Origin of the sequence: Neobacillus endophyticus (assembly GCF_013248975.1) — a bacterium.
GTDB classification, from domain to species: Bacteria; Bacillota; Bacilli; order Bacillales; family Cytobacillaceae; genus Neobacillus; species Neobacillus endophyticus.
In genome coordinates this window covers 456,353-469,662 of the sequence record NZ_JABRWH010000001.1, presented here as the reverse complement: position 1 = coordinate 469,662, position 13,310 = coordinate 456,353, and the positions used below count along the sequence as shown (strand labels likewise).

The 13,310-nt window shown below is 39.3% G+C and carries 11 protein-coding genes; 9 read left to right on the top strand and 2 right to left on the bottom strand.

Annotation, left to right across the window (positions count from 1 at the left end):
* Positions 1-23: 23 nt before the first annotated feature.
* The gene (locus HPT25_RS02305) at positions 24-1,481 is read right to left on the bottom strand and encodes a right-handed parallel beta-helix repeat-containing protein (protein ID WP_173059357.1); all 1,458 of its coding nucleotides are present in this window, start codon (positions 1,479-1,481) and stop codon (positions 24-26) included.
* A gap of 257 nt (positions 1,482-1,738) precedes the next feature.
* Between HPT25_RS02305 and HPT25_RS02300 the strand changes: the two genes are divergently transcribed.
* Positions 1,739-2,452 (top strand): GntR family transcriptional regulator, encoded by a 714-nt coding sequence (locus tag HPT25_RS02300; protein ID WP_173059354.1) that lies wholly within the window; start codon positions 1,739-1,741, stop codon positions 2,450-2,452.
* Positions 2,453-2,764: 312 nt separating this feature from the next.
* Positions 2,765-4,126 (top strand): IS1182 family transposase, encoded by a 1,362-nt coding sequence (locus HPT25_RS02295; protein WP_173058723.1) that lies wholly within the window; start codon positions 2,765-2,767, stop codon positions 4,124-4,126.
* A 152-nt stretch (positions 4,127-4,278) separates the two neighbouring features.
* Here the strand turns inward: HPT25_RS02295 and HPT25_RS02290 are convergent, their stop codons facing one another.
* A complete protein-coding gene (locus HPT25_RS02290) occupies positions 4,279-5,340 on the bottom strand; it encodes a lactonase family protein (RefSeq protein WP_173059351.1) in 1,062 nt (353 codons plus the stop codon).
* A 263-nt stretch (positions 5,341-5,603) separates the two neighbouring features.
* Between HPT25_RS02290 and HPT25_RS02285 the strand changes: the two genes are divergently transcribed.
* From HPT25_RS02285 to HPT25_RS02255, 7 genes are all read left to right on the top strand, one after another.
* Positions 5,604-7,541 (top strand): BglG family transcription antiterminator, encoded by a 1,938-nt coding sequence (locus HPT25_RS02285; RefSeq protein WP_173059348.1) that lies wholly within the window; start codon positions 5,604-5,606, stop codon positions 7,539-7,541.
* A 51-nt stretch (positions 7,542-7,592) separates the two neighbouring features.
* Positions 7,593-7,919, top strand: a complete 327-nt coding sequence (locus tag HPT25_RS02280; protein WP_173059345.1) for a PTS sugar transporter subunit IIB — start codon at positions 7,593-7,595, stop codon at positions 7,917-7,919.
* 424 nt (positions 7,920-8,343) lie between these two features.
* Positions 8,344-8,655, top strand: a complete 312-nt coding sequence (locus HPT25_RS02275; RefSeq protein ID WP_173059342.1) for a PTS sugar transporter subunit IIB — start codon at positions 8,344-8,346, stop codon at positions 8,653-8,655.
* A 12-nt stretch (positions 8,656-8,667) separates the two neighbouring features.
* Positions 8,668-9,996 (top strand): PTS cellobiose transporter subunit IIC, encoded by a 1,329-nt coding sequence (celB, locus tag HPT25_RS02270; RefSeq protein ID WP_173059339.1) that lies wholly within the window; start codon positions 8,668-8,670, stop codon positions 9,994-9,996.
* A 124-nt stretch (positions 9,997-10,120) separates the two neighbouring features.
* The gene (locus tag HPT25_RS02265; RefSeq protein ID WP_173059336.1) at positions 10,121-10,450 is read left to right on the top strand and encodes a PTS sugar transporter subunit IIA; all 330 of its coding nucleotides are present in this window, start codon (positions 10,121-10,123) and stop codon (positions 10,448-10,450) included.
* Positions 10,447-11,775, top strand: a complete 1,329-nt coding sequence (locus HPT25_RS02260; RefSeq protein ID WP_173059333.1) for a 6-phospho-beta-glucosidase — start codon at positions 10,447-10,449, stop codon at positions 11,773-11,775. Before HPT25_RS02265 ends, HPT25_RS02260 begins: the two co-directional genes overlap by 4 nt.
* A 60-nt stretch (positions 11,776-11,835) precedes the next feature.
* Positions 11,836-13,272 (top strand): glycoside hydrolase family 1 protein, encoded by a 1,437-nt coding sequence (locus HPT25_RS02255; protein WP_173059330.1) that lies wholly within the window; start codon positions 11,836-11,838, stop codon positions 13,270-13,272.
* Positions 13,273-13,310: the final 38 nt, after the last annotated feature.

The window sequence follows — 13,310 nt, the reverse complement described above, 5'->3', positions numbered from 1 at the left end:
AAACGGATGGTAAAGTTCCAAAATTACGTGTATGCAATAAATGGATTTCCGATATTCAAATAAGTCCCTCCAGAGAGACTTGAAGTTTTTATTGAGAAATAATTGTCCTCGGACCCCAATAGAGAAATAGGCCCGCCAGATGAAGTATCCACTATTCCTGACCCTTTAATGGTGAAAGACATTGAAGATAAACTGGTATATGCTGCTGTGGAATTTTTAGGTCTTCCCCAAATATCTATTCGAATGGTTCCACCTATATAGTTGCTTAAATATGGAATGGAGACTTGTCTTAAGACTGCTATGTTGTCCGGCAATGGGAAAGATACAGTAGCGTTATTGGGGATATTATCTGATTTCCCTATTTGAGAATAGGTGGTGCCTCTTGCATAAAAGAATCCATTAATCACGGTTCTTTTTAATCTCTCAATAGTGGCATTTCCTAAATTGACATAGTTGGTGTCATCGCTATTTCCAGCTGGATCTAGAGGAATAGTAATAATGGAATCAGCGTTTAGACGATTTCCTCCATCCATTATTTTTAATGTATCAGATGAAAAATTGTTATTTAGGTAATGAATCTGCCTGATTTGTCTTGCAGAGGTAATATCAAGATTAGAGCTGATGCTGACAAGTGAATTAATCCCTGCGTTTGCATTGGCAGCATACATAACCCCAAAATTGCCTTCAATCGTCATACCGATAACATAACATGCTTTTGGTGCTAGGTAGGAAGCTTTTATGACAATAAATCCATTTCCATCCAATTCGAAATAGTTTCCAATAATATTGATCCCAGAGGCACTGCTTTGATCTGAAAGATCAGAAGAAACTCTTATTCCGGCCCCTTTATTACCTTGAATCGTGCATCCGCTGATATTAATGTTATTTCCCCAGATAGAAATACCGTTTCCGCCCATTCCAGCAATGTTGCAGTTTTCTATATTAATATTGTTCACTTGGTTACTAAAATCTTTAGATGCAAGATATACACCATCTTGCTTGTTGTATTCAATCTCACAATTGATGATATTGATATTATTAACATTTCCTAATCCATAGGTATAAATGGCATGTTTGCCATGATATCTTAACCAGACATTTTCAATTAACCAAACTACTGTATCAGCATTAAACACGATTCCATAACCGCTTGTTGCATCTGTTCCATACATTTGCGTGCCATTTCCGAAAATAGCGATATTTCGAATGGTGCCTCTTTCGACTCCTGCATTAATGGTAATGCATGGATTTGCACTTAAGTTTTGAAGATAGGATCCTGTTTTCGAAATTCCTTCAATATTAATTGTAGTAGAAATGGTCAATCCATTACAATAAAGGGTGCCAATTGGAAATATCAATTGCCCTCCCCAAGGCATTGTTTTAATAAATTGGTTTATCTGATCAGAATTACTTTGTGCCTTACTTTTATCATTCAGAACTACTCCTGGAATATCCGTAACCATGTAGCTGTTTGATGCCATTGTATCACATCCTCATAAAGGGTATTCACTATATATATTGTTATGAGAAAGAGATATCGCTGGCTTGTACAAATGCATTATTTTATAAAATAATTATTCTTTTATAATGATTACTTTGTTCTATTCATGATTTTCTATGTTACCGCAGAGGAAATCGAAAAGAGTTGAAACTATAAAAAAGGAAACGATTTATTTTCTATGTAAAGTATTCTATTATATGGAGAGAGACGTTTGATTTAACTAGGGTGGTTCTATTTATGAACAAGTATGAGGCTATTTCTTCAGAAATAAGAAGAAGAATTAAAGAACGAGTATATCCCATCGACCAGCCGATTCCCGATGAAATTTCTTTAGCGAAGGAGTTTCATTGCAGCAGGATGACGATGAAACGGGCGCTTGACATTTTAGTGGTGGAGGGTCTTCTTTATCGGAAACGCGGCCATGGCACGTTTATTGTACAATCTGCGATTCAAAATGGCCGGGTAAATGTGATGAGCGATCAAATTACTGGGTTGACAAATATGATCAAAGATAAAAAAATCACGAGTAAAATTATTAAATTTGAGGTTTTATTTCCATCTAAAGATGTGGCAGAACATTTAGCGATTGATATGAAAACGGCTGTATATTATTTAATCCGATTACGCCTTGTGGATGGCGAGCCATATGTGATTGAAAAAACATTTATGCCTGCACACCTCATTCCCGGGGTTACAGATGAGGTTCTCCAAGGCTCTATTTATGACTATATTACTCAAAAGCAAGGCTTAAGTATTGCTGGATCGCATCGGATCATTAGAGCCTGTAAACCGAACGAACTTGATCAGGCGCAGCTGGCATGTCAGCCTGATGATCCGATTCTTGAAGTCGAGCATGTTGGCTTTTTGAATAACGGCATTCCATTTGAATACTCATTCTCCCGCCATCGGTATGATAAGTTTGAGGTAACGACAATTAATATGAGAAGATAAAAAACACACGAATTTTCGTGTGTTCAGACTGTCGACAAATCCGAAGGATTTCGGGTTTAAAATCGACAGTCTTTTTTGTTTGGCCATATTAAACTTGTCTGTTGATTTCCGTTCCAGGCGGCTTCGCTTTCCGCGGGCGGTTCGGGGAGCCTCCTCTGCGCTTTCAGCGCCTGCGGGGTCTCCCCTGTCCCGTACTCCCGCAGGAGTCTTCGCCGCCTTCCACTCCAATCAACAGAGTGTAAAAATCAATAATGTACATTAACACAGCCTTTTGTATAATTTATTTACAGAGAATTAATAGAGGTGGATGGAATGCTTTCGAAAAATACACAGATAAATCGTGACCAAATTGAAATGATTGCCTTAGATCAACTTGTACCTGCTGATCACTTGGTTCGCAAAATAGAAGCCGCAGTAGATTTTTCATTTATCTATTCATTGGTTGAAGATTTGTACTCAACTAAGCGCGGACGTTCAAGTATTGACCCTGTTGTATTAATTAAGATGGCTTTCATTCAATATACCTTCGGTATCCGTTCGATGCGTCAAACGATAAAGGAAATTGAAACAAATATGGCGTATCGCTGGTTTTTAGGATTTGGTTTTTATGATAAAGTACCCCACTTTTCAACTTTTGGTAAAAACTACGAACGTCGTTTTAAGGATACAGACTTATTTGAACAAATTTTCTACCGTATTTTAAAAGAGGCAGCAGATAAAAAGTTAGTTAGTTCGGAACATGTATTCATTGATTCAACTCACGTTAAAGCAAGTGCAAATAAACGCAAATTCGAAAAGAAAGTAGTTCGGAAAGAATCAAAAGCTTATGAAGCACGTCTTCAAGCAGAAATTAATAGTGATCGTGAAGAACATGGGAAAAAGCCCATCCCACCAGATAAATATGAAAAAGAAGAAAACAAAGAAATAAAAGAAAGTACAACAGATTCGGAGAGTGGTTACTATGTAAAAGACGAAAGGACAAAGCAATTTGCTTATTCATTTCATGCAGCCGCAGATAGAAATGGTTTTGTCCTGGGGACTATTGTAACTCCAGGTAACGTTCATGATAGTACAATGTTAGAGCCTCTAGTTGAAAAGGTCATTGAAAAATGTGGGAAACCTAATGCTGTAGCTGCTGATGCCGGATATAAAACACCTGCTATTGCTCAATATTTAATTGAAAATGAAATTCGCCCTGCTTTACCCTATACACGACCACGTACAAAGGAGGGATATTTGAAAAAGCACGATTATGTCTATGATGAGCACTTTGATTGTTACATATGTCCGGAAGGACAAGTTCTGGATTATAGAACGACTACTAAGGAAGGTTATCGACAGTACATCTCTAATCCTGTTATATGTAAGGATTGCCCACTTCTAGCACAATGTACACAAAGTCAAAATCATCAAAAGCTCATTCAACGACATATCTGGGAACCATATCTTGAAGAGGCTGAACATCTTCGTCATACAGAAGAGAATAAAATAATATATGCACGTCGTAAAGAAACAATTGAACGTGTATTCGCGGATGCGAAAGAAAAGCATGGTATGCGATGGACAACCTTAAGAGGTCTTAAAAAATTGTCCATGCAGGCGATGCTTACTTTTGCTGCTATGAATTTAAAGAAGTTGGCTACATGGACTTGGAAAAGTCCAGAAATGGCATAAAAATAGACCCCGCCGGGGTCTACCTTAAGAAAAATCAAACAGAAAAATCCCAATTTTAGAAAAGGGCGCCAGAATCGGAACTTTTGAAATGCCTTTTGTCTACAATCTGAACACACGAATTTTCGTGTGTTTTTTATTTTAAATATATTTATCTACACATTTAAGAACTTAACACAAACGGCATAAGGGACTTTAACATCGGATTGCAGCAGTGTTAATTTTCCTGTATGTTCATCTCTTGCGAAAAGTACCAGATTTCCGGTTTCTTGATTGGATGTGACGATGAATTTTTCAGTCGGGTCCAGGGAAAAATCTCTTGGCCAATCACCTTCTGTCAAGGTGCGATCTACAAACGTAAGCTCTCCGGACTCTTGATTTACACTGAAGATGGCAATGCTGTTATGGCCGCGATTTCCTGCATACACAAAACGGCCGTCAGATGAAATATGAATGGCACTACCTTGGTTGTTTTCAGTAAAATCCGCCGGAATGGTGGAAATGTACTGTTTGGCTGTAAAGCTGCCTGTTTCCGCATCAAAGGTTAAAAAGATGACCTCTGAACTGAATTCTGTCATTACATAGGCAAATTTGCGGTTTGGATGGAACACTAAATGTCTTGGACCACTTCCAGGATTGGCAGCCAAGCGGCTGACTTCTGTTAATGCTCCATTCTCGCTTACCTCATAGGTAATGAGGGCATCGCTGCCTAATTCTACAACAGCAAGAAATTTCTCATTTGGAGTGACTGCAGCATAATGGGTATGCGGCTTTTCCTGTCTTGGATCCGGACCTGATCCTTCATGTTTAATAATCGAAACTACCGGTTGAACAGAGCCATTGTTTTGATTAATTAAATGGGATTCCACTGTCCCTTTATGATAGTTGGCACTGAAAACATAGCGGGATTCACTATCAACACTGACATGACATGGAGGTGATCCGGCAAGTACTTCACGATTAATTTCCGAAATATCTCCAGTAGAAGCATTTAACGAAAATGCAGCAACACCGCCGTTATCACCATCTTTTACAACAGCATAAAGGTTGCGGTTATCTTTTGTAATGGTTAGATAGGTTGGATTCTCCAGCTCAGCCGCAACTTGAACATTTGCGATTTTCCCTTCCTTGGTGTTTAAAGTGAAGGAGTAGATCCCTTTACTTTCACCCTTTGTGTACGTTCCAACAAAACCTTTAAAAGTGCCGTTATTTGTCATTTTATTTAGCTCCTCTATGTAAATTCACGCTTTTAGTTTAACATATACCTCCCATATTATTAAAATTTGCAGTCTAGGTTTCTTATTTAAATGTAAGAAGATTTCAAAAAGAGGAGAAACATATGATATCATATGGAAATTTAGTTTCTAAATCTAATAGATGGCAAGGGAGAATTGTCATATTACCGTTATCGAAAATAGATTAATATGGTAGAATGTTGGTTAAAGAAAATCGAATTTTGTTAGGAAGGGAGGGGGGACGCATGTTAAATTCTCGAATGACTTCAATCCTGCGAGAATTAATGAAAGCGGAAACACCTGTGACTAGTGAGTATTTGGCAAAGGTTCTAGCGGTGACATCAAGAACAGTCAGAAATGATATAAAAGAGCTAGAAGCGACAGTTGAAGATTTTGGAGCCTCTATTAAATCCATTAGAGGAACAGGATATCAGCTGGAAATTCATGATGACCAAATCTTTCGTCAGCTCCTGCTTGGAATTGTGGATCAGGATAAAGAAAATGATGATGAAATTCCTACCATGCCGGAAGATCGCATTCTTTATGTTATCAAGCGTTTATTACTTGCTGAGGATTATTGTAAGCTTGATTGCTTAGCAGATGAAATATTTGTCAGCAGATCCACGCTGCAAAACGATTTAAAGGACGTTAAACATATACTTCGCCGTTATGGTATTACACTTGAAAAACGCCCAAACTTTGGCTTAAAGGTAAATGGAGACGAGTTTAAGCTACGATTGTGTATGGCAGATCATCTTTTTCATAAATTTGAAAATGATATTGATTTGACACATACAGATCTTCCTCTTTATACAAAAGAAGATTTATCCTATATTCGAAAAGTGATTGTGGAGCGAATAAGTTTGCACAATATTAGTCTCTCGGATATTGGATTAAACAACCTCATTATTCATATCGCCATTGCTTATCATCGAATAAAAGGTCACAAATATATGACGATGGTTCATAAGGATTTAATTGAGCTAAAGAGCGAAAAACAATATCTAGTGGCAAAAGAAATTGTCAGTGAGCTTGAAAAGGGGCTGGATATTAGTTTTCCAGAGCCGGAGATCGCCTATGTCACTATTCATTTGTTAGGGACAAAGATGGTAACCGAACTGCATCTTCATGAGAGCACCATCCACGAGATGATCGATGAACAAGTGGATTTCATTGTGAATAAAGTTCTGGATACTATTGACCATGAACTGAATCTGGGGATCAAAGATGACCAGGAATTATATATCGCTATCTGTCTTCATTTAAAACCGGCAATCCACCGCTACCATTACGGGATCAATCTGCCTAATCCTTTAATTGATGAAATTAAATCCAAATATCCTGCCGCATTTCAAGCAGCTGTAATTGCTAGTCTGGTTATAAAAAGTGAGCTGCATATTGAGATAAATGAAAATGAAATTGGCTATCTCGCACTCCATTTAGGGGCCGCAATTGAAAACGTAAAAACAGGAAAAAGAGTAAAACGGTGTCTAATTGTTTGTGCCTCAGGTGTTGGGAGTGCAAGGTTATTAGCATCAAAGGTGCAATCTAAATTTGGTGATAAAGTTGAAATTGTCGGAACGACTGATTATTACAAGCTAAATCAAATTTCTTTCCATGCCATGGATTTCATCATTAGTACGATTCCTATTTCAACTAATCTTCCAATTCCTGTGATTCAAGTACATACTATTTTAGGCGGAGGAGATTTTGAAAAAATCGAAGCAGTTTTAAATGGTGAAGGTATACAAAAGCTGCAATATCTGAAAGAGGAATTAGTCTTTCTTCAGAGAAATTTTGAAACTAGAGAAGAAGTGCTTAATTTTCTTTGTCAGCGGCTTCAGTCTTTGGGATTGGTTCATCAAACATTTTTAGAAAGTGTGCTGGCAAGAGAGAGATTGTCTCCAACAAGCTACGGTAATTTTGTTGCGATACCTCACCCGATTACACCACAGACGGAATCGACATTTTGGACGATCTGTACATTAAAGAAACCCATTGACTGGGGCGGGAAAAGAGTGCAATTTGTATGCTTGTTAAGCGTTGAGAAGAATAGCCCGAATGAGCTGCAAAAAATGTATGAGAATCTTGTTGAATTAATTGATCATAGTCAAATTGTGCAACAGTTAATTAAATGTAAAACGTACAAGGAATTTACGGCTGTATTCTCTGGAAAACGGTAATCCAGTATTTAATAGATAAAATTCGATTCAAGCCGTAGTGGGAGGAATAAAATGAATATTTTATTGTGTTGTTCCGCAGGAATGTCAACCAGTTTATTGGTCTCCAAAATGCAAAAAAGTGCATTGGAACAAAATCTTTCATGTCAAATATGGGCGGTTCCCATTGATGTGGTAATAAGGGAAATCAATAAAGCAGATGTCCTTCTTCTTGGACCGCATGTTCGCTATATGTTTAACGAATTTAAGAAATTGGGCGATAAAAAGGGAATTCCTGTCGCTGTAATAGATACCGTTCATTACGGCACTTTCAATGGCAAGGAAGTTTTACGAACGGCAGAACGGCTTTATAAAGAAATGAAAGGGTCAGCAAACTGCTGATCTCTTTTTTAGCAGATAGGAATGTGTAAATTTCCTATCAGGCATAAGTGCACTAAGGAATGCTTCGTGAGCATTAGCCTCGCAGTCGAGAAGCTATCCTTTTCGACGAACTACACCTCTGTCTTCGCCCTAACGGGCTCGCTAGTCGGCGAGTTTTCTTTACTATGGACAAACACTTGAAAATGATTTTAATTTTCTTATATTTCAAATAACGATTTCCGTTGCGCAACGGAAAAATGGTGTGTGTAAATGAAAGCGCTTTTAAAATACAATAAAATCATCAAGAGAGGGCGCAAAAGTCCTACATAGGGTTAAAGCAGAAGCAGTTTTCGTGAGTAGGATAAAGGAATAATCATTCGTTATTGATGCACTGAAACTCTTCTCTTGAAAAATATTAAATAACCATATTTAGGAGGAAGTCAAAATGAACATCTTACTATGTTGTGCAGCAGGGATGTCTACTAGCTTATTAGTTACAAAAATGGAGAAAGCAGCAGCAGACCAGGGGCTGGATTGCAAAATCTGGGCAGAAAGCGCCGATCAGGCAAAAAGTCAAATAGATCATGCAGACGTTGTATTGCTTGGCCCGCAAGTGCGTTATTTACTCTCTCAGTTTAAAAAATTAGGTGAAGAAAAAGGAGTCCCCGTTGATGCCATTAATCCAGTTCACTATGGGATGTGTAATGGTCCTGAAGTTTTAAAAACAGCTTTGGCACTTATTAATTCTAAAAAATAAGGAGTGGGGAAAATGAACAAGTTATTTCAATTCATGGAAAAATATTTTATGCCGGTAGCTGGTAAGCTAGCTGGGCAAAAGCATCTTGGCGCTCTTCGTGACGGTATCGCACTTGCAATGCCCATGATTATCATCGGTTCAGTATTCCTCATCCTTGGTAACTTGCCATTTCCTCACTACTCAGATTGGCTGGCAAACACATTTGGAAAATCTTTTGCAACCAAATTATCCTATCCAGTTGATGCAACATTCAATATGATGGGTCTAATCGCAGCATTCGGTATTGCGTATCGTTTGGCAGAGGCATATGAAATTGATGGAGTAACAGCTGGAGTCATCTCAGTCTGTGCTTTCTTACTTGCAGCTCCATTCCAAATTCCTTTCACTCCAGCTGGTGCAAAAACTGCAATCGAAGTATCAGGTGGTATTCCAGTTGCTTTAATGGGAAGTAAGGGTTTATTTGTAGCTATGTTAATTGCATTAGGTTCAACTGAAGTTTATCGTTGGATTGTAAAGAAAAACATCGTAATCAGAATGCCTGATGGCGTTCCTCCAGCTGTATCAAAATCGTTCGTCGCACTTATTCCTGGTTTTGCTGTAATCGTAATCGTTTGGGCACTGCGTCTAATTGTTGAAAATACTCATTTCGGCAGCTTATTTAATATCGTTGGCGACATCCTTGGCGGACCGCTTGGCGTATTAGGTACAAGCTTATGGGGCTCGCTAATTGCTGAATTGTTAGTGTCATTATTATGGGTATGCGGGCTCCACGGAGCGAACATTGTAGGCGGTGTAATGGGCCCGATCTGGTTAGGAGCTATGGGTGACAACGCCTCAGCTTATGCAGCACATAAACCGCTGCCACACATTATCACGCAACAATTCTTTGATAATTTTGTACACTTAGGCGGTTCTGGTGCAACGTTTGGTCTTGTTATACTGTTCATATTCTTTGCTAAGTCAGGACAGTTGAAACAACTTGGTAAATTGGCGATCGGTCCTGGTATCTTTGAAATTAATGAACCAGTTACTTTCGGAGCCCCGGTTGTTATGAACCCACTACTGGTTATACCATTTATCTTGGCACCATTAATGAACATTGTGGCAACATATATTGGCATGGATTTAGGGTTGGTTGCCAGACCTAATGGTGTTGCTGTACCTTGGACAACACCTCCAATTATTAGCGGATTTTTAGCCACAGGATCCATCTCCGGTTCCATTATGCAAGCATTTAACTTAGCGATGGACTTCTTCATTTATCTGCCATTCTTTATGATGTATGACAAAATGTTGAAGAAACAAGAAGTAGAATTTGAATCATCACATAAAGCAGTTTAATAAGTAGTTATGTAAGCGTTACAATTAAAAGGGTCGGACTCCTCAACCAAAAGTCAGTTCTTTATCTGCAATGGCGGGGATTCAGACCCTTGTCAGCTATCATTGTCGTGAGAGGAAGAGAAGGATGGAAAACTTAGAAGAAATTATTTTTCAAATTATCCTTCATGGAGGTAATGGAAAAAGCGCCTCCATGGAAGCGATTATGGCAGCCAAACAAGGCGATTTCACGACTGCGCGTGAAAAGTTAAAAGAAGCAGGCGATGCCCTGAATGAAGCACATCATATTCAAACATCTTTGGTTCAAAAAGAAGTAAGAGGTGAAAGAACCGAAGTATCTCTGCTAATGGTTCATGCCCAGGACCACTTAATGAATGCGATCACGATGAGAGATTTGGCAACTGAATTTGTTGATCTATATGAGACAGTAAAACAGTCCGGAGGTGTTCGTTCATGAAAAAAGGAATAAAAATTGTCACAATCGGCGGCGGCTCAAGTTACACGCCCGAATTAGTCGAAGGATTCATCAAGCGGTACGATGAGCTTCCAGTTCGTGAACTATGGCTCGTTGATATTCCTGCAGGGGAAGAAAAACTAAACATTGTCGGTGCACTTGCCAAAAGGATGGTGGAAAAAGCAGGACTTCCCATCGAAGTTCATTTAACCCTAGATCGCAGGTCAGCGCTTAAGGATGCTGACTTTGTAACAACACAATTCCGCGTCGGTTTGTTAGATGCACGCGCAAAAGATGAAAGAATCCCACTGAAATACAATGTGATTGGTCAAGAGACAAACGGTCCAGGCGGATTGTTCAAAGGTTTAAGGACAATTCCTGTGATTCTTGAGATTTGCAAAGACATGGAAGAATTATGTCCTAACGCATGGCTCGTTAACTTTACCAATCCCGCGGGAATGGTAACAGAAGCAGTTCTCCGCTATAGCAACATCAAAAAGGTAGTTGGATTGTGCAATGTTCCTGTTGGCATAAGGATGGGTATCGCAAAGATGTTTGACGTGGAACCAGAAAGAATTCAAGTGGATTTTGCCGGACTTAATCATATGGTCTTCGGCCTAAATGTTTACTTAGATGGTGTGAGTGTTCTTGATGAGGTCATTGAAAAAATGGCTGACCCCAAGAATGCCCTATCTATGAAAAATATAGCTGCAATAGGCTGGGAACCTGATTTCCTTCGCGCTTTACATGCCATTCCATGCGGCTATCATCGCTATTATTATAAAACACAAGAAATGCTGGAAGAAGAATTGGAAGCGGCCAACACTGTCGGCACACGTGCAGAAGTAGTTAAGCAAGTGGAAAAAGAGTTATTCGAGCTTTATAAAGATCCTGAATTGGCGATCAAACCACCGCAATTGGAAAAACGAGGCGGCGCTTATTACAGTGATGCAGCATGCAACCTAATAAATTCCATTTATAATGACAAACGCGATATTCAGCCTGTTAACACAAGAAATAACGGTGCAATCGCTAGTATTCCAGATGAGTCTGCTGTTGAAGTGAACTGCATTATTACAAAAGAAGGTCCTAGGCCAATTTCGGTTGGTGATCTTCCAGTAGCAGTCCGCGGACTTGTACAGCAAATCAAATCGTTTGAACGGGTCGCTGCAGAAGCGGCTGTATCAGGAAACTATAACACAGCACTTTTAGCAATGACCATCAATCCTTTAGTTCCATCCGATAAGATAGCAAAGGCAATCTTGGATGATATGCTTGAAGCACATAGAGAGTATCTTCCTCAGTTTTTTAATAAGGTAGAGGCGTAAATGTTGTTCCGGTGATTTGTTCACCGGAACTTACTTATGATCCATAAAGGAGTGACCCACATGTTACATGAAAACCTTAAACCATTTCCAGCAGGATTTTTATGGGGTTCCGCATCTGCTGCCTATCAGGTGGAGGGCGCTTGGGATGAGGATGGGAAAGGGCCATCAAACTGGGATTTATTTGTCCGTGTTTCTGGAAAAACATTTAAAGGAACAACAGGTGATGTGGCAGTTGATCATTATCATCGTTTTAAAGAGGATGTTCGGTTAATGGCGGAAATGGGGTTAAAAGCCTACCGTTTCTCCGTAGCTTGGGCACGGATTTTCCCAAAAGGAAAGGGAGAAGTGAACGAGAAAGGCATCGAGTTTTATAATCATTTAATTAATGAATTGGTGAAAAATAAAATTGAACCCATTTTAACCATTTATCACTGGGATTTGCCGCAAGCGCTTCAGGATGAATATGGCGGCTGGGAGTCAAGGCAGATTGTCGAGGACTTTACCAATTATGCTGTCACGTTGTATAAACATTTTGGAGACCGTGTTAAATATTGGGTCAGTTTAAATGAACAAAACATCTTTACCGACCTTGGTTATAGAATGGCGTTACATCCTCCGGGAGTTACGAATGAAAAACTATTTTATCAAGTGAATCATCATGCAAACCTTGCGAATGCCAGTGCCATAAAGGAATTCCGTAAGTATGTTCCTAACGGAAAAATCGGGCCAAGCTTTGCCTACTCCCCAGCATACGCTGCCAGCCCAAAACCTGAAGATATTTTATCCGCTGAAAATGCCGAAGAGTTCAACAGCCACTGGTGGATGGATGTTTACGCATGGGGAGAATATCCGGAGGCTGCCTTAAGCTATTTAGAAAGTAAAGATCTCGCTCCGAAAATCGAAGCTGGCGATGTCGATTTACTAAAAGCAGGCAAGCCGGATTTTATGGGTGTAAATTACTACCAAACAACAACCTATGAACATAACCCTTTGAATGGTGTGGGACAAGGAACGTTTAATACAACAGGGAAAAAAGGCACTTCACATGATACTGGTGTCCCTGGAATATTCAAAACCATAAAAAACGGAAATTTGGAGCGGACGAATTGGGATTGGAATATTGATCCTGTCGGCTTGCGGATCGGCCTGCGCCGGATCACTAGCCGCTATCATTTGCCAATTTTAATCAGTGAAAATGGTTTGGGTGAATACGACAAACTGGAAGCTGGTGATGTTGTGAATGATGACTACCGCATTGACTATCTGAAAAGCCATTTAAGTGCAGTCCAGGAAGCCATAACGGATGGGGTTGAAATGCTTGGCTATTGCACTTGGTCATTCACAGACTTATTAAGCTGGCTGAACGGTTTTCAAAAACGCTATGGCTTTGTCTATGTAAACCAGCATGAAGAAGGAGAACACGATCTCCGCCGCGTGAAAAAGAAAAGCTATTTCTGGTATAAAGAGGTTATTGAAAAAAATGGAGAAAACCTATAATTTGGGCAAATTAACTATATAACTAAAAAGGAGGAAAA